Source organism: Mannheimia sp. ZY171111, assembly GCF_017750945.1.
Classification (GTDB): domain Bacteria; phylum Pseudomonadota; class Gammaproteobacteria; order Enterobacterales; family Pasteurellaceae; genus Mannheimia; species Mannheimia pernigra.
This window is the reverse complement of record NZ_CP046532.1, coordinates 1,250,637-1,275,654: the sequence shown is the minus strand read 5'-3', so window position 1 is coordinate 1,275,654 and position 25,018 is coordinate 1,250,637. Positions and strand designations below refer to the sequence as shown.

Below are 25,018 nucleotides of genomic sequence, written 5' to 3'. Positions count from 1 at the left end.
TTGTAATTGAAAAGGCAATAATCATACCCATATAAGCGAAAGTGTTTAAACATAAAGGATATAAAATGACAACGATTGTATGCGTCCGCAAAGACGGAAAACATCTGAGCCAGACGTTTACACACGGTGTTAGAGCGTTTAATGGACGATATTTCTTTTGATGCGAGTGAACGACGAGGCGAGAAAATCGTGATTGATGAGCATTATGTGAACGAAGCATTAAATGACGTGGTGGAAAACGAAGATTTAAGTCGGTTTATTCTTTAATCGCACTTTATAAAAATATGAAAAAACAATCACCTATTATTGGATTAGTGGCTGGGGAAGTATCGGGAGATATTCTTGGTGCTGGGCTAATTAAATCATTAAAGACGCATTACCCCAATGCACAATTTGTTGGAGTTGCAGGGCCTCGAATGATTGCTGAGGGTTGTAAAACCTTGTTCGATATGGAAGAACTCTCAGTGATGGGATTAGCCGAAGTTGTTAAACACCTCCCAAGGTTACTTAAACGCCGTAAGCAAGTCATTGATGAAATGCTTCAACTGAAGCCCGATATTTTTATTGGCATTGATGCGCCCGATTTTAATTTAACCGTTGAAGAAAAATTAAAATCAAATGGCATAAAAACTATTCATTATGTTAGCCCATCAGTATGGGCTTGGCGTCAAAAGCGGGTGTTTAAAATTGCGAGAGCAACCCATTTAGTCTTGGCATTTCTTCCTTTTGAGAAGGCTTTTTATGATAGATTTAACGTCCCTTGTCGTTTTATTGGGCATACTATGGCAGATACCATTCCATTAGAGCCAGATCGAGAACAAGCCTGCTTATCTCTCAATATTGATAAAACCAATCGTTATATGGCGATTTTAGTAGGAAGCCGAGGCAGTGAAATTCAATTTTTGGCAACGTCTTTTTTGAAAACCGCTCAACGGCTAAAAGCTCGCTTTCCAGATTTGCAGTTTTTGGTACCGATGGTTAATGAAAAGCGGATTGCACAATTTAATGCAATAAAAGCACAAGTTGCCCCTGATCTAGAACTCAATATTATTCAAGGTAAGGCTCGTGAGGCAATGATTGCAGCAGAATGTACGCTATTAGCTTCTGGCACTGCAGCATTAGAAGCGATGTTATGCAAGTCGCCAATGGTTGTTGGTTATAAAATGAAACCACTTACTTATTGGTTAGCAAAAAGGTTAGTTAAGACAGACTATATTTCGCTACCTAATTTGCTTGCTCAAGAACTTCTTGTGCCAGAGTTAATCCAAGAGGAGTGTAATCCCGAGCATTTAGCACAACATTTAACCGTTTTCTTAGCTAATGATGCAATAAGCCAAGCTAAGAAAGCAAGTTTAAAACAGCGGTTTGTTGAATTACATAAGTCAATTCAATGTGATGCAGACAAACAAGCTGCACAGGCTGTCGTCGATTTATTAAAGGCTTCTACAAGCGGTTAAATTTATTAAATTTTTTACAAAAGGAAGAGGTATGTGGAAAGAAATTTTACTTAATTATGGTATTTTCTTATTAGAATTATTCACAGTTTTCGGTATTGTTGCAGTAGTGGTGATGCTGATTTTAGAATCTAAAAAGCAAACTGAAAATGGCACCGTCTCGATCACGAATTTAACGAAAAAATATAAAGAGCAACAAAAATCACTTGCTGGATTTTTCTTAAGTGAAACAGAGCTAGAGCATCAAGAAAAGCAAGAAAAAAAAGCAGAAAAAGAGAAAGCCAAATCTGAGAAAAAACGCCTGAAAGAGGGTGGAGAGAGCGAAGAGGCTTCACCTCGCTTGTTTGTGCTAAATTTTAATGGCGATATGATGGCTCACGAAGTGAATTCTCTACGTCGTGAAGTGGATGCAGTTATCAGCCTTGCTAATCCAGAAAAAGATGAAGTCTTGCTCAGATTAGAAAGCCCTGGTGGCGTGGTTCACGGTTATGGATTAGCCGCTTCACAGTTGCAACGCTTGCGTGATCGTCATATTCCTTTAATTGCAGCAGTAGATAAAGTAGCTGCCAGCGGAGGCTATATGATGGCTTGTGTAGCGAATAAAATTGTCGCGGCTCCGTTTGCGATAATTGGCTCTGTTGGCGTTGTGGCTCAAGTGCCGAATATCCATCGTTTTCTAAAAAAGCACGATATTGATGTGGATGTAATGACCGCAGGGGAATATAAGCGTACGGTAACGTTAGCGGGTGAAAATACAGAAAAAGGGAAGCAAAAATTCCAGCAAGAGCTAGAAGAAACCCATTCATTGTTTAAGGAATTTGTTATACAGCACCGCCCTCAGTTAGATATAGAAAAAGTAGCCACAGGTGAGCATTGGTTTGGTCAGCAAGCACTTGAATTAAATTTAGTCGATGAAATTGCAACCAGCGATGATCTCATTTTAAACGCTATTCAAGAAAAAGATGTGATTGAGTTAAAATACAAAGAGAAGAAAAAATTAAGCCAGAAAATAGGCTCTCAATTAGAACAATCAGCAGAAAATGTAGTGACGAAAATATTAAATAAAAGCCGCTCAACCATAATGTAGTATGGTAAAGAAAAGGGCTGAACGCTATTTCAAGTTCAGCCCTCACCTTTCACACCAGCCAAGTTTTTACCAGGTAAAGCCCACGCCAACTCCATAACCAAGATTTTTCTTAGTATCTGCGTTGAGATGCCCTTTAAGCGTGACTCGCCCATTTTCACTCAAGCGTGAATAACCAACAGCAATTGCATTTTTGTTTTTGTAACCTCCCGTTGCCACCGCAACCATTGATCTACCTGCCTTCACCACTTGTGGTAAAGAAGCTGAGGCGTTATTGCCTGCAATACCCGCTTCTAGCTCATCTTTAACGTGTTTAAGCTGTTTGCGAAATGCCTCGTTGCCTTCATTCACATAATTATACAACGCATGTAATTGACCGCCGTTTACCGCATCTTTACTACCCGCTGAAACTTCACCGTCCCTAAGATTGGTGATGCGTGTGCCGTTAGCACCTGCCAGCGTGATGCTCTCTTTTGTAGGGCTATCGTAAGTGGTAGCACGCTCCGTTAAATCCGCAATCGCCGTTTTATTCGTATCGACATCCCGTTGATTTGCCTTTGTTGCTACAACATCCGCCAACACATTCACCGCAGCCCTATCTGCTTTCTTGCTTAGTCCATCTACTGTTTTAGTTACTAGGTCGGCAATCGCAGTTCTATTGGCTTCAACCGCTGTTTTATCCGCTTTCTTGTCTAATCCATCTATTGTCTTGGTTACTAGGTCTGCAATTGCCGTTTTGTTAGCCTCTACATCGGTTTGATTTGCTTTTGTTGCCACGATATCTGCCAGCATATTCACCGTTGTCTGATCAGCTTTGCTGTTGAGCCCATCTGTTGTTTTAGTCACTAGGTCGGCAATCGCCGTTTTGTTGGCATCCACATCAGTTTGATTTGCTTTTTGGGCCACAACATCAGCCAGCATATCCACCGTTGCCTGATCGGCTTTCTTATCTAGCTCAGTAGCCGTTCTACTAGCCAAGTCATTAATTTGTTTGTTAATGTGAGCGTCTAACGCTTTCACAACAGATAAGTCTGCTTTGTTTTTTAGCCCGTCTGTTAGGGCTGCAATCGCCGCTTGGTTAGTCTCTACATCGGTTTTATTTGCTTTAGCCTCCACCTGTTGAGCAACGTCAGTCATTCGGTCGTTTACTTTACTCACTTCAGTGTCTACTTTTGTATCCATTTCCTGCATTATTTTAACCATGTCAGTAAATGCCTCATAAGTAGCACCTCTCAGATTATCAAGTTCGGTTTGATCGGCTTTAGTCTCTACCTTTTGAGCAACGTCAGTAATTCGGTCGTTTACTTTACCTACTTCAATGTCTACTTTTGCGTCCATCCCTTTCATTATTTCAACAGATTCAATAAATGCCTCAAGAGTAGCACTTCTCAGCTTATCAAGTTCAGCCTTATCTGCTTTTTTGTTCAGCCCGTCTGTTGTATGGTTATTTAATATCGCAAATAACTGGCTACCATTCACGGCATCAGTACTGTCTGCTGCAATTCTCCCTGCTGCCACATGAGTGATTTGGCGTTCATTATTGGCTGCACCTACTGACACGGTTGAGGTTGGATTACTGCCAGCAAACGTTACGTTAGTTTCACCAATTTTCATCCCTGTTACTGGGTTGGCTAAAGTAGGGGCACTGTGATTACCTAGTACTACGTAGTTGCTGAATTTAGGATCATCAATGACAATATGATTACCCAGAGCCACAGCACCAGAGGCTTTTACTGTATTTCCACTACCTATAGAAATGGCATTTGACTTGTTGGTAGATGAATTATTACCGATAAGAATACTGTTTTGAATTAAGACGGGCAGCTCTCTTATATACTCATCCCTCGCTAAATTCCCTGCAGTTTCTGCCTGTGCTTTTGTCAGGTCATTATAGCCTCCATTACCTATCTTTCCTTCAGGATGATCCTCTAAATACTTATTGTAAGCGTCGTTATAAACCTTTGTTATAGCTTCTCGTATTTCTAAATCACCTGCGGTTGAATCAGCCCCCATAATAATGACTTTGTTAGCTGCTGTAGCACTAGCACCACCCCCTATAAGGATAGAGTAATCCACATGATTAGCTTGAGATTTATTACCCATGAGGGTAGAGTTAGTCACATGATTAGCTTGATAGCGATTCCCCAGGAGAGTAGAGGCATTCATATATTTGGCTTTATTGTAATAACCGATGATCGTAGAAGTATCTAAATTGTCGGAATTATTGAGATTACCGATAACATTAACAACATCCGAATTACTGGCTTTATTGCCATTACCCATGACTGTGGTGTTCATCGCATTTTTGACGTTCATCTCTGCCCCTATGATGATAGAGGAATTCACAATATTGGTCTCCGTGCTATCAGCTATAACGGTGGAGTACTGCACATTATTGGCTTGATTTAAAGAACCTATAATATTAGTATTATGAACCATATTAGCTGTAATATCAGAACCCATTAAGATACTATTACTACTACCAGGGAGAAGTATTCGACCGCTTACACTACTACCACAGATAACCGTTGCATAATCATCGTCGTAATAACAGTAGTATTTAGATCCATGATCTCCTGGTGTTACTTGGACTGGAAGTGCGTCTCCATAAACAATCGTTTCCGCCCAAACTTCCCCAGCTAACCCAAGAGCAATTGTCAGCAGCGATAAACGAAATAACGCTAGGCGTTTAGTCTGTCTATGAGTGAGTGAGTGAGTGAGTGAGTGAGTGAGTGAGTGAGTGAGTGAGTGAGTGAGTGAGTGAGTGAGTGAGTGAGTGAGTGAGTGAGTGAGTGAGTGAGTTCATCATATAATTATTTCTCTGTAAATAAAAAAGTGCGATTTTAATCTATTTTTTGTGCTATTAACACTAAAATTTTAACCTGTGGATGGGAATTCTAGCGATAAAGCTCAAATTAAACAAGCGGTCTTTTTCTAGCCACTATTTGCAGTTTTTTGACTAAAAAAGACCGCTTGTATCACATCTTTGAAAATAAATTAATGACTAATACACCAGCTAAAATCAGGGCGATGCCAATTAGACCAGCTAAGTCAATTTTCTGCCCAAATGCAAAATAGGCAACAATGGCTGTTAGTATGATGCCAACACCCGACCAGACCGCATAAACAATGCCAACGGGGAGCGTTCGGAAAATAATTGAGAGAAAGTAAAACGATAAGCCATAGAGTGCGAGTGAGCTTATAGTTGGTACTGCTTTAGTAAAACCGTTGCTTAATTTTAATAAGTTGGTGGCGGCAATTTCGAGACAGATTGAAATTGCCAATAAAATCCAGACGTTCATTGATTTCCTATGTGTGTTAATTTATTACAGTTTAATAAATCCATCATAAATGTGGGTTGCATCACCTGTCATATAAAGTGGGTGTCCTGTGCCTTGCCATTCAATTATTAATGAGCCTCCAGGTAAATCAACTTGTACGTTGTTATCTAACAAACCTTGCATAATACCAACCGCCACCGTGCCGCACGCACCGCTGCCACAGGCTTGAGTTTCTCCAGCACCACGTTCATACACTCGTAGTTTAACGTGATTGCGGTTTAGTACTTGCATAAAGCTGATATTAGCTCGCTCTGGGAAACGCTGATGGCTTTCAAGTAAAGCACCTAGCTCGTTTACAGGGGCAGTTTTTACATCATCTACTTGCAATACGCAGTGTGGATTCCCCATTGACACAACACCGCATAATACCGTTTGTAAATCGGTTCTTAAAATGTAGTTTTTCTCAAATTTATTTGCAGTAAAGGGAATTTGTGCTGGCTCCCAAATTGGCTCGCCCATATTGACTCGCACTTTTTCATCATCTTGTAGGCTTAGCACCATTTTACCTTTGGCAGTGCTAACGTGAATATCTTTTTTATTAATGAGCCCTTTTAGCGTAACAAAGCGAGCAAAGCACCTTGCTCCGTTGCCACATTGCGATACTTCGCTGCCATCTGCGTTAAAAATTCGGTAATGGAAATCTAATTCTGGGTCGTAAGGTGGCTCAACTAATAATAGCTGATCAAAACCAATACCTCGATGGCGATCGGAGAGTGTACGAATCATCTCTTCAGTTAAGTAAACATTTTGAGTTACGCCATCTATCACCATAAAATCATTGCCTAAACCGTGCATTTTTGAAAATTGCATATTTTCCCTTGTTAATTAGAAATTTTATTGATTGAGATTATAGAGATTAGTTTTATTTATTGATATAGTACGCGCCGATTAATTTTAAGTAAATAACATTTAATGGAGCAAAATTTATGTCTGCTATGTTTTTTATCCAATTTGCCATCGTGTTACTGTGTATTTTAGTTGGTGCTCGCGTTGGGGGTATCGGCTTGGGCGTATTCGGTGGTTTGGGCTTGGCGATTTTATCATTCGGTTTTGGATTAAAACCTGCTGGTTTACCAATTGATGTGATGTTTATGATTATGTCTGTCGTTGCAGCAGCGGCTGCAATGCAAGCCGCTGGTGGTTTGGATTATATGATTAAAATTGCAACTCGCATTTTGCGTAAAAATCCAAAACATATTACCTTTATTGCACCGCTTGTCACTTGGACATTTACTGTACTTGCTGGAACAGGGCACGTTGCTTATTCGGTGTTGCCTGTTATTGCAGAGGTGAGTCGCCATAATGGTATTCGTCCTGAACGCCCTCTTTCAATGGCGGTGATTGCATCACAGTTTGCTATTGTGGCAAGCCCAATTGCTGCTGCGGTAGTTGCAGTGGTGGCATTTCTTGAACCACAAGGTATTCACTTAGGCGATGTATTGGGTGTAACCATTCCTTCCACGCTGCTCGGTCTGGGTTTAGCCTGCGTATTTGTGAATAAAATGGGTAAAGAGTTAAAAGATGATCCAAATTATCAACGCTTATTGCAAGATCCTGAATATGTTAAGGTAAACAATGCCGTTGTAAATCCAATTGAATTACCGCTTAAACCAACCGCTAAATTCTCTGTCGGTCTGTTCTTATTTGGTGCATTATTCGTGGTATTGATGGGGGCAATGCCATCACTTCGCCCAGTGTTTGATGGTAAACCAATGGGTATGGCACACACTATCGAAATCGTTATGCTAAGCGTGGGGGCCTTAATCATTTTATTTTGTAAACCAGATGGCAATGAAATTACCAAGGGGTCTGTTTTCCACGCTGGTATGCGTGCGGTTATTGCCATTTTCGGTATTGCGTGGTTAGGCGATACTTTAATGCAAGGTCATATGAGCGAAGTCAAATCAATGGTTTCAGGCTTAGTGGAAACGGCACCTTGGGCGTTTGCTTTCGCACTATTCGTACTTTCTGTTTTAGTAAACAGCCAAGGGGCAACGGTTGCAACCTTGTTCCCTGTGGGTATTGCCATTGGTATTCCTGCACCTGTATTGATCGGGGTATTTGTGGCAGTCAATGGCTATTTCTTTATTCCAAATTATGGTCCGATTATTGCATCAATTGACTTTGACACCACGGGCACAACTCGCATTGGTCGATTTATTTTCAACCATAGTTTTATGTTGCCTGGCTTACTGAGTATGCTTTTTAGTATTGGGTTTGGTTTATTATTCTCAAATATTCTGCTTTAAGTTCAACAAGAAACCTCCCGATTGGGAGGTTTCTATTTGCAATATTTTGAGTAAAAACGACCGCTTGTTGTTAAGGCGTCAGCGGCAATAAATGCTGACTGAATTATCGTTCCCTTAGTCCCTCTGAGATTGATTCCTCAAGTGGGCTCAGTAAGTAGCTCATTACACTTCTCATACCTGTTTTTATTTCAGCGGTTATTGCCATTCCTGAATTTAGCTCTATCTTCTTCCCATCTGGAGAAATAAGATTTTTTTTATCTATGCTAATTGTCGCATTAAATACTAACCCTAAATTAGGGTGTTCAATGGCATCTGGACTGATGTGCTTCACCTGACCAGTTAAATAACCATAGCGAGTATATGGGAAAGTTTCTACTTTGATAATAACGTCTTGCCCCTCATCAACAAAACCAATATCTTTATTTTGAACCTGTACTATCGCTTCTAATACATCGTCCTCTGGCACTATCACCATAAGTGTTTCCGCCGTAGTTACTACACCACCAATAGTATGAATTTTCAACTGCTGGACAGTGCCTGATGCAGGTGCTTTAATCATTGAGGCTTGTTGTCGCTGATTATTTTTTTCTAATTCAAGCTTAAGTTGTCTTTCATTTTCACTATGTTGTTTTAGTTTCTCTAAAACATCACTTTTGAAAAGTTGAGTAATCAGTTCTAGCTCTTCTTTTGCTTGAAGTAAATCGTGTTCTAATTCATTTAATTTAGAACGATACACCGCTAACTCATTTTGAGCCTCAATCACTTTATTTTCTTGCGAAAGTAATTCGTGCTTCGATAAAGACTTTTTATGGTAGAGAACTTTAAAATCTTTTAATTTTTCTTGCTCAATACGCGTGATTCCCTCATATTTACGCACATAAGCTGATGCAGTTTGTTTTTCTGCATCTTTACGCTTATAGGCTAAGATTTTCTGGGATTTTTGTTTTTGCCACGTCGTATATTGTTCTTCAATTAAATGTTTTAGACGTAATCTATCTTCTTCAGAAGTATCTTTTAATTGTGCTATAGATAAATCAATTAATGGTAGTGACTCTTTTTCAATCGCTGTGAGTAAGGTTTTGTAACGATAATTTTCTAATTTAGCTAAAGCAAGTGATGCCATTGTTTTTTGTATATCAGCATCTGTTCCAAGTGCATTTAAATCAACTAATAGCTCCCCTTTTTCAACAAATTGCCCGTCTTGAACAAAGATATTCTCAACGATTGCATTTTCAATCGGCTTAATTTCTTTACTTCTGCCACTAAACGCAAGTTTACCTGGTGCTGTAGCTACAATTTCTACTTTTCCAATACTCGCTAATAGAATCGCTAATGCTAAAAATAACATAATTAAATATGCTATTAAGCGAGGCTTTTTTGAAACAGGCGTTTCAATAAGCTCTAAATGTGCAGGTAGAAACTCATTTTCATCTTTCTTTCTATTTGGGTGGTCTAATTCTTTACGGATTTTCCATACTTCCATCCAGATATTTTTATAGCGTAGGAAAAACTCATAAATACCACTTATCCACATTCTCATCATTCTACCTCTTAATTAAGTTGCAATTGGTGTAAGTAGTAATAAAGCCCATTGCTGTTTTGAAGTAAATCGTGATGCTTGCCTTGTTCTACAATTTCACCTTTTTCCATCACAATAATTCTGTCTGCATTTTTTACCGTAGATAAACGATGAGCAATGATAATAACAGTACGCCCCTGGCATATTTTTTGCATATTTCGCATAATAATGTGTTCAGACTCATAATCTAATGCACTGGTTGCTTCATCAAAAATCAGGATTTTAGGATTGTTTACTAAGGCTCTGGCAATAGCGATACGCTGTCTTTGGCCACCAGACAGCCCTGCACCTTGTTCACCTACAATGGTGTTATACCCTTCTCTTAATTCTGAAATGAAATCATGTGCACCTGCTAATTTTGCTGCATAAATCACTCGTTCCATTGGCATTCCAGGATCTGATAACGCAATATTTTCTCGAATACTACGATTGAGCAAGACATTATCTTGCAATACTACGCCAATCTGACGACGAAGCCAGCTCGGATCAGCTAAAGCAAGATCGTGTCCATCAATTAAAACTTGCCCATTTTCAGGAATATAAAAACGTTGTAGTAATTTTGTCAGCGTACTTTTTCCAGAGCCTGAACGCCCAACAATACCAATCACTTCGCCTTGCTGAATATCTAAACTCACATTATTTAAAATAGTTGGTGCATCTGGCTTATATTTAAAACGGATATGCTTAAATGAGATATTGCCTTGTATTTCTGGCAGAGATAACTTTCCTTGATATTGTTCAGTTGGAGAATTTAATACATCACCTAAACGATTAACAGAAATGCCAACTTGTTGGAAATCTTGCCATAGCTGTGCCAAGCGAATAACAGGGGCAATAACCTGTCCAGAAAGCATATTAAACGCAATTAATTGTCCGATACTAAGATCACCTGAAATAACAAGATGGGCACCCAGCCAGAGATTAATCACCATAACTGTTTTTTGGATAAACTGCACTCCTTGTTGCCCAATAGTTGCTAAAACGGTAACTCGGAAGCTCGAAGAAACGTAGCTTGCTAGCTGCTTGTCCCAAGTATCGGTCATTTGCGGAGAAACCGCCATTGCCTTAATCATATTAATCGCCGTAACAGATTCTACTAAAAATGCTTGATTATCGGCACTTCGGGCAAATTTTTCGTCTAAACGACGTCTTAATATAGGGCTAATAAAAATCGACCATAAAATATAACAAGGCAATGAGCAAAGAATCACAAGCGTCAGCTTAGGGCTGTAGTACCACATTACTGCAAAAAAGATGAAAGAAAATAATAGATCTAACACCGATGTTAACGCTTGACCAGTAAGGAAATTTCTAATTTGATCTAATTCTCTTACTCTCGCAATCGTATCGCCTACTCGTCGATTTTCAAAATAGGAAATGGGTAATGCTAACAGATGTCGAAATAATTTTGCCCCTAGTTCAACATCAATACGGCTAGTACTATGGGAAAAAATATAGGTGCGTAAGCCGCTTAATACAATTTCAAATATAATGACAATCGCTAAGGCAACAGTGATGATGTTTAAGGTAGAAAAACCCCGATGTACTAGCACTTTATCCATTACTACTTGGAAAAATAGCGGTGTAATTAATGCAAAAATTTGCAAAAAAATAGAAACAATTAACGTTTCTAAAAAAATTTTTCTATATTTGATTACCGCAGGAATAAACCAAGTAAAATCAAATTTAGCTAATTGACCAACTATCGAAGCCCTAGATGTTACTAAGATTAGTTTTCCTTGGTAGCAACGCTCAAATTCTTCTTGTAATAGAATTTTGGGGGCATCTTGCTCTAAATCATACGTTAAGTAGCGATTCTTATCCGTATCAACTTTTACTAATAAAAAATGTTTACCATTATCTTGCCACACCAATGCGGGTAAATTCACCAAGTGCAAACGAGAAGTTTCTTTTTTTATATTTTTCGCTTTTAATCCTAATGACTTTGCCGCTAACAACCAAGAAGTCTGGGAAAGCCCTTTACCATCTAGATCGAATTTATGTTTTATTTCTTCAGGATTAAGTGGAATATTATGGTATTGAGCCAACATATTTAGAGCATTTAAACCAAGATCATTTTGTTGATGATCAGCGTTCATATAGTCTCCTTTTACAAAAGGATAGCAACTCTATAATGTATTAAACAGTATAGAGTTGCTAAAAATTAAAGATTACGCTGCTCTAGTTAATTGAACAGACGATGAATAGTTATCTAACGTTGAAGAAGGTTGTACTAATACATTTCGAGCATCGTTAGATGAGGTGAATGCTCCTACTGCTGAAATTAATTTATTTAAGCTATTTGGAACATTTTGGCTATTTTTCAGAAGCTCATAGTCAGCAACAACTTTTGATAATTCCTCTTTATCAATCTTGCCTTTGCCTTTTTCAATAAGCTCATCAACTTGTTTAGAAGTAATTCGTTCACCATGTTGACCAATGATTTCTTCAATTTTTTCATCTTTAGTCGCTTTATAGTTATGCACCTCTTTAGCGAAATCAGATTCACGGAACCAATTTTTAATCGTCACTTTCTCTTGTTTTTGGTTAGTAATAACCAAGTGATGCTCTGCTTTTTCAAAGGTGAGATCTTTTAAGTTTGAATCTGCGAAAGACAATTTATCATTGCCCTCTGAATCTGTAATTGAATCGTTCCCATCACCTTGACGGTGAACAAAAATATCGTCGCCTTTATCGCCATGTAAAAGATCATTACCTTTACCGCCATCAATAAAGTCATCACCCTCACCACCATCGATAACGTCATCACCTCTACCACCAAATAAGCGGTCGTTACCTGCCTTACCATCAATAGTATCTACACCATCGCCACCATTAAATGCATCGTCAAATTTACTACCTTTAAACGTATCATTATGTGATGTGCCGATAATTTCTTCGATAGATTTTAAGGAATCCTTCGTGTAATAGCCTGCGTGTTGTTTATTATCACTATGTCTATATTCAATTTTCTCTTCACGGCTACCCACTAATGCAGTATGCGTTGAGGTGACTTCATGTAACGCTTTACCCGTCTCTACAAAACGATTAACCGTATATGTACCTTGCTCTACTTCTTGAGTTGCATCAATAGTCAATGCACCATAATCCCCCCTACTATAATGAACACGATCATAGCCTTCGCCACCATCAATTTCAGTAGTACCAGATCCAACAAAAACATTATCATCACCATCGCCAAGCTTAGCAATAATGGAAGTCTCTTTAGTTTTAATCACATTTTCAGCCTGATCCAATTCAATACCAATACGCTGAACCACGTTAGTTAGATCGAACGTTGAGCTTGCTTTACCATCAGTAATTCTCCAACTATCTACTCGATTAATATTAAGTTTAGTAATGTATTCATATTTACCAGTTTGTACTCGTTCACGATGCTCTGTGCCAGGTGTCAACAATGGTGTTCTGAATAAGATATGCTGGGTTTTAGCATTTCCTGTATTACTAACATCAATAATCCCATTTGCAGAATCTAGTTGCACAAGCTTATCTGCATGAATATGCTTCCCTTCCTCAAAAGCATCAACATAAGCTTTACCACTAAGCACTTTTTCACCCAAACGGCTAATACCTGCTAGGTCACCAATGTTTCTATCCCATTGTTGCTGAGTAATTGCAACAACACGTTCTGCTTGTAGCTCTTTATTTAGGCTGAGTAAGAATTCCATATTATCTTGCAATCCAGCTAGATAACGAGCGTCATAACCATTCTCAAAGTAATTTTTACCTTGGTTATTCTTCTCCCACTCCAAAATTTTATTGTGAATTTTATTAGCAACATGTTCAAACATCGCTTGTTTAGAGTATTGTAAGATAGTAGAGATAATGCCAGTAATACCCGATACAAGTAATGCAATTGGAGAAGCAACTACAGAACCCGCTGCTGCTGCAGATACACCACCTGCAATTGCAGCCAATGCCGTATTAATTGCAGTGACAGAAGCATCAATTGTACCTGTTCCACGGTGATATTCTGCCAATAAGCTATCACCCTCAAAGCCTAATTTTTTAAAACGCTCAGCATAGCTTTCTAAGCTTTTTGCATGATTAAACTTATCTGCAATGCCTGCAAATGCTAAAGGACTAATAGCAAGAGAAACCGTTGATGCAATTAACGCTGCAACAGGGCCCGTAGAAGATAATCCTGCAGCAACACGTTGAGCCAAAATATAAGATGAAACTGCTTTTGTAATATTTCCAACAACTTGGTTTACAAGCTCAAACCCTGCCCCTACTTTTCTACCTGTAGAAGCATTTTTATCTGCAAGAACCAAAGCAGCAGTCGCACCAGAAAGCAATCCTGAGATAACATCTAAACCTAGACCTACCTTACCAAAACCGCCCAGATTTTTTAGTTTATCTCCTAAACCACTTAATCCTTTAACATTTTGTAATCTTGAACCTAATTGATTAATTTGTTCTGCAAAGGAATCCAGCGTTTGAACAGAGTTTGCAATATTCTCTATTAAAGAATTCGTAAGATCTAAACCTGCTTTAGCTAAATCAAGTTCACTACCTTTTTTCTGCAATATATCGTCTAAGTCCATACCTGCTAATACAGAGCCTAAAATAGATTGGATACCTGATAATATTGTTTTTGCTTTGCCAAAGTTCTGAGCAATTCTCTCAGAAGAACCTAATGATTTTCCTATTTTATTTTTTTTAAGTAATTCATCTAGTTTAGGTGCATATAAAACAATTCCACGCTCAGTAAAACCAAGCACATGATGAATTGTTCCTAAACTTGTCTGAGCCGTTGCAATATCATTCCGCTCTTCTTTTTGCACCTCAATACCTAACTCTTCTGCAGCCTTAACCAAATCCTGCAAGCCATTACCTTGCTCTGAATCATATTGGTAATCCTTAGGAATATAAAGGATAAGTTTTTTGGCTCCTACCTGTAACGAATGCCCAGCCTGAGATAATCCGCGTTTTGTTGTAGTTGCCATATTTTTTAGACCTGCTTTGAGATTTGCTAGTTTATTACCCATTAGGGATGTCTCCTTTTATTTAATAAAAAAATTAATCTTTTAATGCATTAGCTAATTCAATTTGATATGTATCAAATAAATTTTTCGCCAATGTTCTATTCAAACCATCACCCTTGAAATAAGAAATTTTTCCTATTTTCTTGTGATTAGATTGGAAACGTATAGATCTGACTAGTGTATTATGATATTTCTGACACATTTTTTTATAAAGTAATTGGGAATGTCCAAATGGTGCAACCCAGTCAATAATCCAACGTCTATCACCAGACTTCCATTCTTCTGGTGTCAGAGACCCAATATCCTTAATATATTTCACTTCTGTATCAATATTTAAGTCTGCCCAACTACAATAAGCAATCGGCACACCATTATCAACAAGTAGCATATATTGTTCATTTTCAATTGCAGGAATAACATTCTTCGCTAATGCAGAAAGGCTCCATTCTCTATGCAAGGGAGAGTTCATCCATAACCAGGAAACCATCCCTAATAAATTAAAGTTATTTTCATTCATCATATATATTCGATTGTCATTCTAAAATGGAGCCAAATTATAACTATATACAGCTACAATACAATCGAAAAAATAGGTATTTGCTCATTTTATAACTTAATTGGGTTTTAATGATTTTTTAATAAACAGTATAGAAAATAGGATGTTTTAATTTTGTAAACAAAATAATCACAAGGTAAAAATAATGTAGCATATATTGTCTATATTTTATGAAATCAATTACCTTGATAGAAAAGAGAAAAATGGAGAGTAAAATTGACTGGTATTCAAAATAAGTGACGAATGATATAGCCGTTTACGATAAAAATGCAGTGAAGGGAGCAGGTAATTTATAGATCAAACATAACGCCTCTTTTCTTTTCACAAAAAGAGGCGTTATCTCATCACTTTATTACTTATTACTTCGACTAAGTACTAACTTCTTACCCCCAAATTCCACCGTTATCCATTTCGGTGCCGACACCTTCTCGTGAGATATCGCTATCAAATTTCCGTGCTTCTCCATTCGTTCAAACTTCCCTTTCACATCAAAATCTGACACGTCCATCTCTTGATTAAATATCAAAAATGTCCCTATCGGCGTTACCTTCACCGATTCCAATCCATCAAACTCTTTCTTGCTTAATTTGTATTTCGGCGCTTTCTTTCGCTTGTATTTCGACAGCAGCCCTTCATCTGTCGCCCTTGCCACAAGCTCATTCAATCCCTTCTCTTCCTTGCTTATCTCTTTTGTCTCTTCCTTTTTCGCTGTTATATCAGCTTCTACGGCTTTTTTACTTCGCTCACCTCTTGAGCGGCTTGAATAGCTTGGGTTGGCGCTTTCTTTACCTCTTTAGACTCCGTCTCTTCAAAGATAACTTCTCCTACCTCACTTTTACTATTTGTGCTATTTGTTGTATTTGTGCTATCTTCAAATATCACTTCGCTCACAAATTCCTCATTCCTTAATTTTAACGGCTCTTTGTGGCTTACCGCATTGATAAATATATTCTCACCTATACGTTCAAATTTTATCTCTAAATCAGGCACCTGTGATTCAATATTATCTAATAAATCCGATACCCTTATGAACTCTCCGCTCTTGATGCTCACCGGCTTCTTAAAGTCTATTTTGTATGTGAGATAACCCACGCCTAAACGGTTCGCCAGTAATTGTAATAAATTACCCACCTCACCTTCATACGTTAACTTTAATTTGGCTTGTTCATAACGCTTAAACTGCGCCGATTTGTCTACCTCGCCAGCAAACACATTGCTCGTGATACCATACGCTAATAACGCGCTGATGACCGCTTTTCTTAAATACTTCATCTTTAACCTCAATTCCTGTTATTTCATTTAAAAAAAGACGCTTGTAAGCCATCTTTCTCTCCTTTGATTGCTTACAAGCGGTCTTATATACAGACTTCTTTGCACATCAATTAGAATTTAAATCCAACTGATGCCCCTCCGCCTACATCGCCTTTATTGCTCGCTGAGCCTATCAATTTCAGCGATACTTTACCATTATCTGATACTCTTGAATACCCCAATGCCACTGCCGTTGCCCCATTAAAGGTACCTGTACCGACCGATAGCATACTGTCTCCTGCACCCGGTGCATTGATTAAACTTGCCGCCGCATACGCCCCAGCAATCCCTGAACTCATCCGTTTTTCTGTGCGGGCTATCTTGTTCTCTAACTGATTCACTTGCCCCCCTAACGCATTCATCCCTCGGGTGAATTGCCCCATATTAACCGCATCGGTCTCCGATACCCCCTCTGCCACATTGGTGATTCGGCGTGTAACATTGGCATTGGCATTACCTACCGAGAATTCATTGTCGCTCATCGCCACCGAACCAGCGCCTACTGCAACGCTATTGCTGCCTTTCGCGACACTATTAGCACCGATTGCAACACTCTCCGCACCCTCTGCCTTCGCACTATTGCCTGTGCTATTTACAGAAACATATTTCGTATTTTGAGCTGCTGCATTTAACGCCGTTTTCACATTATTCGTCGTCTTCTTCTGCCCTTTCTCGTAGTAGTCGTATTCCGCTGTCAGTAAACCATCTGTCGTCACCGTCGCACCTAATATCTCTGCCACACGGGTTAACTTAACATTGACCTTCTCAGCTTCACCATCTAACTGACCTTTGTTGACGGCGTCATTTTTCGCTAAGCCGTCTGATACCTGAGTGATTCGTCGCGTTAACTCTAGCTCCGCATTACCCACTGCAAATTCGTTCTCTCCCAATGCCTTTGAGTTTGAGCCTACCGCAACGCTGTTTCTGCCTAATGCCTCGCTATTACCCCCCATCGCTACGCTCTCTTCTCCCGTCGCCTTTGAACCTTGCTCCGCATTCGTCTTCGCATTAAAGTGCTTGCTATTTTCCGATATGCCTGACAACGCCGATTTGACATCATTTACTGTCTTCTTCTCGCCTCCTTGGTAGTAGTTGTATTCCACCTCTACCAACCCGTCTGCGGTTACACTCGCACCTAGCACCTTCGCAAGATTGGTGACCTTCGTCTCCACTTTTCCCACCTCTGATGCTACTTTGTCGTTCACTTTTACAAGTTCAGTATCCACTTTTTCATTTATAGACACCACTTCTTGAGATACGCTATCAATACGAGTATTTACTTTGCCCACTTCTGTGTCTACTTTTGCATCCATCTCCTGCATTATTTTAACCACACCAGCAAATGCCTCATCAGTAGCTCCTCTCAGCTGATTAAGTTGTGAGGTATTTGCGGCAATTGCCTTTTTGTTTGCCTCTACATCAGTTTGATTAGCTTTCGTTGCTACTATATCCGCCAGCACGTTCACCGTGGTCTGATCGGCTTTCTTATCTAGCTCAGCAGCCGTTCTACTCGCTAAGTCATTGATTTGTCTGTTTATATGAGCATCTAGATCTTTCACAACTGATAGGTCGGCTTTGTCTTTTAGTCCATCTGTTGTATGGTTATTTAATATCGCAAATAACTGGCTACCATTAACGGCATCCGTACTGTCTGCTGCAATTCTACCTGCTGCTACATAAGTGATTTGGCGTTCATTATTGGCTGCACCTACAGATACTGTTGAGGCTGGGTTACCACCTGCAAACGTTACGTCAGTTTCACCCATTTTCATACCTGCTACTGGAGCAGCTAAAGCAGGGACACTGCCTGTTCCTAATACTACGGATTGATGAAATTTTTCATCATCAATAACAATACCATTACCAAGAGCCACTGCATCTGGGGCTTTTATTGTATTTCCACTACCAATAGAAATGACTCCTGATTTGTTGGCAAATGAATTATTACCGATGAGAATACTGTTTTCAGTTAAAATTGGGTTATCTATATACTTAAACCTCTCAGAATTGCCTGCTTTTTTAGCCTCTACTTCTGCTTGTGTTTTTGTTAAGTCATTATAATCTCCATTATCCATCTTACCTTCAGGATGATCGGCTAAATACTTATCATAAGCCTCCTTATAAGCTATATCATAAACCTTTTGTATAGCTAATGATGTCTCTGAATCACCTACAGCCGAATTAGATCCCATAATGATGGAATTTTTAGTCGCTGCTGCTCTCGTTTTATAGCCAATAACGGTAGAGTAATACGCACTGGTGGCTGTAGATTCATAACCGATGACAGGAGAAAAAAGCACATTGACAGCTTTAATTCCAGAACCCATTATGGGAGAACCATTTACATCTTGAGCTTTAATTCTAGCCCCCATGATAGGAGAGAAGCTTACATCGTCGGTGTCATTCCTATAACCAATGACAGTAGAGTAATTCACATGGTTGGAGTTATTCACATGCCCCATGACAGTGGAAGCAAACACATTATTGGCATTACTCGAATGCCCAATAATTTCAGAACTCTTCACATTATCGACCTTAGTGTAAGCACCCATAACAGTAGATTCACGCACATTGTTAGCACGAGCAAGATGACCAATGACAGCAGAGAAAGACACATCATTGGCTGTAATGCTATCACCAATGAAGGCTGACGCTAGCACATCGTTAGCCTTATTCCAAGGTCCCATAATGGCAGAACTCCCCACATTATTGGTTCTAGTTTGAGAACCCATAATCGTAGAGTACTTCACATCGCTAGCCGTAATAGTAGAACCCATGATGGAAGAGAAAAGTGCATTGTCAGCTTTATTGATATAACCTATGACGGTAGAGTGATTCATATCGTTAGCACTATTGCTATAACCGATGACGTTAGAGGCAAGTAGATTGTCGACTTTAGTACCATAACCGATCATGGTAGATTGACTCACATTTTTAGCATTGGCGTTATCGCCTATAAGGGTAGAGTAATTCACACCGTTAGCTTTAGTGTTATACCCCATGAAGGTAGAATAGTGCACATTGTTGGCGTTATTCCAATAACCCATAATGGTGGAATGGTACACATCGCTAGCTTTAGTTTTATGGCCCATGACTATAGCGTAATTACGGATGTTTGATTGGCCTGTAACATCTACCCCGCCACAGATAACCGTTAAAGCATCTTCATCGTAATAACAGTAGTATTTAGATTTCTGACCAGATGTTACAGGTGCTGGAAGTGCGTTTCCATCAATAATCCGAGTACTCTCCGCCCAAGCTCCTCCTGTTACTCCAAGTGCGATTGCCAGCAGCGATAAACGGAATACTAGACGTTTAGGCGGTGAGTGAGTGAGTGAGTGAGTGAGTGAGTGAGTGAGTGAGTGAGTGAGTGAGTGAGTGAGTGAGTGAGTGAGTGAGTGAGTGAGTGAGTGAGTGAGTGAGTGAGTGAGTGAGTGAGTGAGTGAGTGAGTTCATCATATAATCTTTTCTCTGTAAATAAAAAAATGCGATTTTAATCTATTTTTGTGCTATTAACACTAAAAATTTAGCTTTTTTTAATGTGAATTTAAGTTGCAGCCCCACATTATACAAGCGGTGATATTTTGCAAAATTTTTACAAAAAATGACCGCTTGTATTGTTTAGACGACAAGATTTATTTAGAACTATTAGTTATAAAAAAGCACCTTTTATTCTTTACTCTTAATATAGGAAAAGGTAACCTTCGTCTAGCTCTACTATTTACGGAGAAAATATGAAATTTTTAACTTTAACTAAATTAAGTGCAGGTATGCTAGCCGCCTTTGCGTTAGCTGCGTGTGATAATAAAAATACGGAAACCACTACCACCGTGGCAGCCGAAAAGCCTAGTGCAGGAAAAACCTTTGTAAACTGCGTAAGCCGTTCGCCAACTGGCTTTAGCCCTATTTTAATGATGGACGGTTTATCTTATAACGCCAGCTCGCAACAAATTTATAACCGCTTAGTGGAATTTGTACCGGGCACAACGGATATTGAACCAGCATTAGCAGAAAGCTGGGAAATCAGCGAAGACGGTTTAACTTACACCTTCAAATTACGTCAAGGTGTGAAATTCCATTCAAATAAAGATTTCACCCCAAGCCGAGAGTTAAACGCAGATGATGTGGTGTTCTCGTTTAACCGTCAGTTAGACAAAAATCACCCATATCATCAGGTTTCAAACGGAACCTATCCATATTTCAATGCGATGAAATTCCCAACGTTATTAAAATCGGTAGAGAAAGTGGACGACAGCACGGTGCGTATTACCTTAACCAAACGTGATGCCTCATTCTTATCGAGTCTTCGTATGGATTTCACTTCGATTTATTCTGCGGAATATGCGGATAAAATGATGAAAGCCGGCACGCCTGAAGCAGTAGATACCACACCAATCGGCACAGGTCCGTTTGTATTTAGTGGCTATGTGTTAGACCAAGCAAGCCGTTATGTGGCAAACAAAGAGTATTGGAAAGGCAAGCCGGATATCGACCGCTTGATTTTTGAGATTGTGCCGGACGCAACCGCTCGTTATGCGAAATTACAGGCTGGTCAATGTGATTTAATGGACTTCCCGAATGCTACCGACATTGAGAAAATGAAAACCGATCCGAAGGTGAATTTATTATCTCAACCGGGTTTAAACATTGCTTATGTGGCGTTCAACACCGAAAAAGCTCCGTTTGATAACGTGAAAGTTCGCCAAGCATTGAATTTAGCGGTAGATAAAAAAGCAATTATTGATGTGGTTTATCAAGGCAATGGTTTTGCGGCAAAAAACCCTCTTCCGCCAACGATCTGGGGATATAACGACAGCTTACCTGAGTCTGAATACAACATCGAAAAAGCGAAACAATTATTAGCGGAAGCGGGCTTCCCGAACGGTTTTGAAACCGATTTATGGGTGCAGCCTGTAGTGCGTGCCTCTAACCCAAATCCACGCCGTATGTCAGAAATTATTCAAGCAGACTGGGCGAAAATTGGTGTTAAAGCCAAATTAGTTACCTACGAGTGGGGCGATTATATTAAACGCACTAAAGCAGGTGAGTTAACCGCCGGCACTTATGGTTGGTCTGGCGATAATGGCGATCCGGATAACTTCTTATCTCCACTGTTCGGCACGCCAAACGTGGGTAACAGCAACTATGCACGCTTTAGCAATCCAGAGTTAGATGCGTTATTGGCAAAAGCATTAGGCTCATCTGATAAAGCAGAACGTACTAAGTTATACGAACAGGCTCAAGTGATTTTAAGAGAGCAAGCACCTTGGATTAACGTCGCTCACTCAATTAACTTTGCCCCAACCAGCAAACGTGTTGAAGGCTACAAACAAAGTCCGTTTGGATATACTTACTTATATCCTGTGAAGATTGTGGATTAATTAAATCAGAGATAAACAAAAGCCACCGAAAGGTGGCTTTTTTCTGCTTAGTAGTCTTTAATGTCAAATTCTCGTTGTAGCTTTTCAATGCTTTCAACTTGTTCGAAATCGTTAAACTTCGCTACATCTTCTGCTTTGGTTTTTGTGCCGACAGCTTGGCTAACGAATACTAAACCTTTCTGATCGATGACCGCTTTTTGGTAAAACGCCACAATATCTGCCTTAGTTAGCCCTTTAGTTAGCTCAATCACTTGTTGCAAGCGGTCAAATTTTGCATTATTTCTGCTAAAGTCTGTACCGAACTCCGCAAATTCTTCCGCTAAAGATTCTGGTTTATATTGCAGTTTTTCTACCAAGCTATTACGGTATTTTACAAATTCTTCATCAGACAGATTCTGCAAACGTTCGAGACTTTCTTTAAAGAAGCGTTCGTTATGTTTTAGAATACCTGCTGGTGTCGTATTCGGGCTTTGTACCATAAATTGAATACCCGATGTTTTACCAATCGAAGTATGGGTTGCATACACCACATAGCCAAGTTGTTTATCGGTACGCAAATCATCAAAATACCAACGGGAAATAATATCTCTGAGTAACATCGCTCTTACCATCCCTTCTAATTCCGCATAGCCATTTGGTAGGAATGCCATTAACAAGGCGTTATCTTCATTTGGCACTTGTCTAATAAAATTCAACTTGCGTTGGCTTTGATTGATTTCAACATACGGCTCTGTCGTATTTGCAAATTTGTGGTTTTTTATGACCGCTTGCACCTCGTTTGAGAGTACGGAAACCTGCTCAGTAGATAAATTGCCGACGGAAAGCATCTTAAAGCCTGTGGCGTCATTCAAAATACGGTGGCGGAGTTTTTTTACATCATCAAGGGTGATTTGGTCTATCATCTCACGCTGTTTTTCGATCTCAAAATAAGGGTAATTTGCAAAATGAACCAGGGCTGCATTCGCTTGATTGAGGCTATTTTCTTTCTCGCTGCGATCTAAGGCTTGATGTAAACGCTGCTTCGCTTGGACCAATACGTCTTCATTTAGCTCAAAAGTGCTGAACTGTTTGATGCTGTCTAAAATCAATTTGCTTAAGTTTTGTGTATAACCTTCTGCATTTGCCAGAAAACCATTTGCCGCAGGGGTTAAACTTAAATTCATCCCTGCTACGGAAGATTGGAACTCTAGCTTAGCTTGAGCCCAATTATTCATATAGCCTAAAATGGTGGCAGCAGTCGCCGTTTTTAAATCCACTTGCCTTGGGCGAATATCAAATACCATACTGATTTTCGCTTTCGGATCAGTCGCAAAATGCACACTTGGCATCACATAAATTAATTCGCCCTGTTTTTCAGCCACTAATTTTGGTTTAGTTAAACCTTGCTGCACCTTATTTAAAGAGAAATCGGTCGTAAAATATGGATTAAGTTCAGGCAAATTGAGCGGTGGATTTTTGCTGAAATCGAGCCATTTTTGCTTTTGCGATTCCGTGATTTTGGCTACAGAATATCCTGCCTCAAAGTGAGGGGTTTTCTTATCGGTTTCTGCATTATCGCTTACGAGCAAAATACGTGCTTTATCTAAGGTCATTCCTGCTAGCTTTTCTTGAATTGCTGTTTTATCCATTGTTTCTGCCAAATACGGTTGGTCAATAACATGTTCTAGCGGGAAATAAAGCATTTGATCGGTAATGAACTCTACAAAGTCCATATTTTTTTCAACTTGTAAGTGCTGAAAATCTTGTTTCAGACTCTCTTTCACTTCGTTGAAATAACTTTCTTGAATGCCCTCTTGCTTAATTTTTTCAATTTGTTGGAATACCAGCGAAATGACGTTGTCTTGCTCAGCCAATCCTTTATCGGTTAGCTCAATATAAATATCAAATGAACTGCGGTCACGCCCAACATTCGCCGTACTGACGGCCTCAATACCACCATCAGAGAAGCCTTGCTTAATCAAATAATCTGACAAAGTGCCATCTGTGTTATTGTTCAATACATAAGCAATATACTCGCCTGTTTTATGTTTAAAGTGCATTTCATCATTCGGAAAATCAAAACTAATAACAAGCATTTTTGTTGATTTTACGGGTTTATATTGAATAAGAACCGATTTATCTTCCGCGCGGTAACGTGGCTCAACAGTTTGTGGCACGCTAAAGTTTTTGTTTTCCATTTTTCCTAAGGTCTTTACCGCCAATTTTGCCATCTGCTCAATCGGCTGATTTGAATAAAGCACAACCTTAAACAAATTTGCAGAATAGTGTTCTTTGTAGAAATTCTCTAACTCAGTTTGTAATTTACTGTCTGGCTTGTCGGATAATGTTTGCTTATTGCCTACCGCAAATTTTGTGGCTGGGTAGGCAGGGTTTGACGTCGCTAAATTGACGCTATGCAATAAATGCCCATCGTGCGATTTTGCTCGTACCATCTCGGCATTCACCGCATTGACTTCTTTTTTGGCATTAGTTTCTAACAATAATGGAAAAGCGAGCGTGTCTGCCAACCGAGCGACTGCCTCACTAAACGCCTCATTATTCACTTGTAAATAATAAGCGGTGCGATGAGGGGCGGTAGACGCATTATTCATTCCGCCATTTTGGGTTAAAAAGCCGTCTAAACTGTTGGTTTCAGGGTAGTTTTTTGAGCCCATCAGAATCATATGTTCAAGATAATGGGCTAGCCCTTGTTGAGAAATGGGGTCGTCCATCGATCCAATTGGAATAATAGCTGACATTAGCGATTTATTCGCTTGGCTATCTGAAATCAGTAAAACCTCCATACCATTATCCAGTTTAATGCCTTGATAAATCGCCTTATCATTCGGGCTTTTATTAATTCTCCGTTTTATTAGCTCAAAACCCTGTTGGTGTTGGATTTGAGTCTGACTAGCGGTCGTCTTTTCAGCATTTTTTGCAACTTCTGCAAAAGCAGGATAAGCCATTATATTGATGGCAAAAGCGGCTGCCAGTAATTTAGTTAGCGTAGATAATCTCATAAGTCTCCTTTTAAATTACAAATCATAGTCATAAATTGACAGCAAAATGAGGAAA

General features: G+C 39.3%; 16 protein-coding genes and 1 pseudogene. 5 read left to right on the top strand and 12 right to left on the bottom strand.

Translation table 11 applies throughout. From position 1 onward, the window contains the following. Nucleotides 1-90: 90 nt before the first annotated feature. The 3 genes and pseudogenes from hslU to sohB all read left to right on the top strand — a co-directional run. Nucleotides 91-267, top strand: a pseudogene (gene hslU / locus GM698_RS06200) (HslU--HslV peptidase ATPase subunit); the annotation flags it as partial. 17 nt (nucleotides 268-284) lie between these two features. Continuing rightward, the gene (gene lpxB, locus GM698_RS06195; RefSeq protein ID WP_209289105.1) at nucleotides 285-1,457 is read left to right on the top strand and encodes a lipid-A-disaccharide synthase; all 1,173 of its coding nucleotides are present in this window, start codon (nucleotides 285-287) and stop codon (nucleotides 1,455-1,457) included. Between the two features lie 31 nt (nucleotides 1,458-1,488). Further along, nucleotides 1,489-2,541, top strand: a complete 1,053-nt coding sequence (gene sohB / locus GM698_RS06190) for a protease SohB (RefSeq protein WP_176807679.1) — start codon at nucleotides 1,489-1,491, stop codon at nucleotides 2,539-2,541. A gap of 66 nt (nucleotides 2,542-2,607) precedes the next feature. On the opposite strand, the gene GM698_RS06185 is transcribed toward sohB, so the two are convergent. The 3 genes from GM698_RS06185 to dapF all read right to left on the bottom strand — a co-directional run bounded on the left by GM698_RS06185 (nucleotide 2,608) and on the right by dapF (nucleotide 6,689). Continuing rightward, the gene (locus GM698_RS06185) at nucleotides 2,608-5,001 is read right to left on the bottom strand and encodes a YadA-like family protein (protein ID WP_209289104.1); all 2,394 of its coding nucleotides are present in this window, start codon (nucleotides 4,999-5,001) and stop codon (nucleotides 2,608-2,610) included. A gap of 515 nt (nucleotides 5,002-5,516) precedes the next feature. Continuing rightward, nucleotides 5,517-5,840 carry a multidrug efflux SMR transporter gene (locus GM698_RS06180; RefSeq protein WP_159628651.1) on the bottom strand — a complete coding sequence of 108 codons (324 nt, stop codon included), beginning with the start codon at nucleotides 5,838-5,840 and terminating at the stop codon, nucleotides 5,517-5,519. Nucleotides 5,841-5,864: 24 nt separating this feature from the next. After that, nucleotides 5,865-6,689, bottom strand: coding sequence for a diaminopimelate epimerase (gene dapF / locus GM698_RS06175; protein WP_209289103.1), 825 nt, complete (start codon nucleotides 6,687-6,689; stop codon nucleotides 5,865-5,867). Nucleotides 6,690-6,805: 116 nt separating this feature from the next. Here dapF and GM698_RS06170 point away from each other — a divergent pair, with 116 nt between their 5' ends. Then, nucleotides 6,806-8,128, top strand: a complete 1,323-nt coding sequence (locus tag GM698_RS06170; protein ID WP_176809528.1) for an anaerobic C4-dicarboxylate transporter — start codon at nucleotides 6,806-6,808, stop codon at nucleotides 8,126-8,128. 103 nt (nucleotides 8,129-8,231) lie between these two features. Here GM698_RS06170 and GM698_RS06165 read toward each other — a convergent pair whose 3' ends face one another. The 8 genes from GM698_RS06165 to GM698_RS06130 all read right to left on the bottom strand — a co-directional run bounded on the left by GM698_RS06165 (nucleotide 8,232) and on the right by GM698_RS06130 (nucleotide 20,042). Next, nucleotides 8,232-9,668 carry an HlyD family type I secretion periplasmic adaptor subunit gene (locus tag GM698_RS06165; RefSeq protein ID WP_209289790.1) on the bottom strand — a complete coding sequence of 479 codons (1,437 nt, stop codon included), beginning with the start codon at nucleotides 9,666-9,668 and terminating at the stop codon, nucleotides 8,232-8,234. Between the two features lie 11 nt (nucleotides 9,669-9,679). Beyond that, nucleotides 9,680-11,806, bottom strand: a complete 2,127-nt coding sequence (locus tag GM698_RS06160; protein ID WP_176807683.1) for a type I secretion system permease/ATPase — start codon at nucleotides 11,804-11,806, stop codon at nucleotides 9,680-9,682. Between the two features lie 72 nt (nucleotides 11,807-11,878). Then, complete coding sequence (locus tag GM698_RS06155; RefSeq protein ID WP_176807684.1) at nucleotides 11,879-14,719, bottom strand: RTX family hemolysin; 2,841 nt, start codon at nucleotides 14,717-14,719, stop codon at nucleotides 11,879-11,881. A 31-nt stretch (nucleotides 14,720-14,750) separates the two neighbouring features. Next, nucleotides 14,751-15,236, bottom strand: a complete 486-nt coding sequence (locus GM698_RS06150) for a toxin-activating lysine-acyltransferase (protein WP_192919068.1) — start codon at nucleotides 15,234-15,236, stop codon at nucleotides 14,751-14,753. A gap of 388 nt (nucleotides 15,237-15,624) precedes the next feature. After that, nucleotides 15,625-15,936 (bottom strand): hypothetical protein, encoded by a 312-nt coding sequence (locus tag GM698_RS06145; protein ID WP_176807685.1) that lies wholly within the window; start codon nucleotides 15,934-15,936, stop codon nucleotides 15,625-15,627. A gap of 59 nt (nucleotides 15,937-15,995) precedes the next feature. Beyond that, the gene (locus GM698_RS06140) at nucleotides 15,996-16,544 is read right to left on the bottom strand and encodes a hypothetical protein (RefSeq protein ID WP_176807901.1); all 549 of its coding nucleotides are present in this window, start codon (nucleotides 16,542-16,544) and stop codon (nucleotides 15,996-15,998) included. A 110-nt stretch (nucleotides 16,545-16,654) separates the two neighbouring features. Beyond that, nucleotides 16,655-19,675: a YadA-like family protein gene (locus GM698_RS06135; RefSeq protein WP_209289102.1), complete on the bottom strand. Its 3,021-nt coding sequence runs from the start codon at nucleotides 19,673-19,675 to the stop codon at nucleotides 16,655-16,657. A gap of 223 nt (nucleotides 19,676-19,898) precedes the next feature. Next, the gene (locus tag GM698_RS06130; RefSeq protein ID WP_209289101.1) at nucleotides 19,899-20,042 is read right to left on the bottom strand and encodes a hypothetical protein; all 144 of its coding nucleotides are present in this window, start codon (nucleotides 20,040-20,042) and stop codon (nucleotides 19,899-19,901) included. A 275-nt stretch (nucleotides 20,043-20,317) separates the two neighbouring features. Between GM698_RS06130 and GM698_RS06125 the strand changes: the two genes are divergently transcribed. Beyond that, a complete protein-coding gene (locus GM698_RS06125; protein WP_209289100.1) occupies nucleotides 20,318-21,964 on the top strand; it encodes an ABC transporter substrate-binding protein in 1,647 nt (548 codons plus the stop codon). Nucleotides 21,965-22,011: 47 nt separating this feature from the next. On the opposite strand, the gene ptrA is transcribed toward GM698_RS06125, so the two are convergent. After that, nucleotides 22,012-24,963 (bottom strand): pitrilysin, encoded by a 2,952-nt coding sequence (gene ptrA, locus GM698_RS06120; protein ID WP_209289099.1) that lies wholly within the window; start codon nucleotides 24,961-24,963, stop codon nucleotides 22,012-22,014. Between the last annotated feature and the right edge of the window lie 55 nt (nucleotides 24,964-25,018).

Coding starts and splice junctions, on each gene's coding strand:
- lpxB (WP_209289105.1), top strand. CDS start 285: ATGAAAAAACAATCACCTATTATTGGATTAGTGGCTGGGGAAGTATCG.
- sohB (WP_176807679.1), top strand. CDS start 1,489: ATGTGGAAAGAAATTTTACTTAATTATGGTATTTTCTTATTAGAATTA.
- GM698_RS06185 (WP_209289104.1), bottom strand. CDS start 5,001: ATGGGTTCTGATATTACAGCTAATATGGTTCATAATACTAATATTATA.
- GM698_RS06180 (WP_159628651.1), bottom strand. CDS start 5,840: ATGAACGTCTGGATTTTATTGGCAATTTCAATCTGTCTCGAAATTGCC.
- dapF (WP_209289103.1), bottom strand. CDS start 6,689: ATGCAATTTTCAAAAATGCACGGTTTAGGCAATGATTTTATGGTGATA.
- GM698_RS06170 (WP_176809528.1), top strand. CDS start 6,806: ATGTCTGCTATGTTTTTTATCCAATTTGCCATCGTGTTACTGTGTATT.
- GM698_RS06165 (WP_209289790.1), bottom strand. CDS start 9,668: ATGAGAATGTGGATAAGTGGTATTTATGAGTTTTTCCTACGCTATAAA.
- GM698_RS06160 (WP_176807683.1), bottom strand. CDS start 11,806: ATGAACGCTGATCATCAACAAAATGATCTTGGTTTAAATGCTCTAAAT.
- GM698_RS06155 (WP_176807684.1), bottom strand. CDS start 14,719: ATGGGTAATAAACTAGCAAATCTCAAAGCAGGTCTAAAAAATATGGCA.
- GM698_RS06150 (WP_192919068.1), bottom strand. CDS start 15,236: ATGATGAATGAAAATAACTTTAATTTATTAGGGATGGTTTCCTGGTTA.
- GM698_RS06140 (WP_176807901.1), bottom strand. CDS start 16,544: ATGAAGTATTTAAGAAAAGCGGTCATCAGCGCGTTATTAGCGTATGGT.
- GM698_RS06135 (WP_209289102.1), bottom strand. CDS start 19,675: ATGGGCCATAAAACTAAAGCTAGCGATGTGTACCATTCCACCATTATG.
- GM698_RS06130 (WP_209289101.1), bottom strand. CDS start 20,042: ATGATGAACTCACTCACTCACTCACTCACTCACTCACTCACTCACTCA.
- GM698_RS06125 (WP_209289100.1), top strand. CDS start 20,318: ATGAAATTTTTAACTTTAACTAAATTAAGTGCAGGTATGCTAGCCGCC.
- ptrA (WP_209289099.1), bottom strand. CDS start 24,963: ATGAGATTATCTACGCTAACTAAATTACTGGCAGCCGCTTTTGCCATC.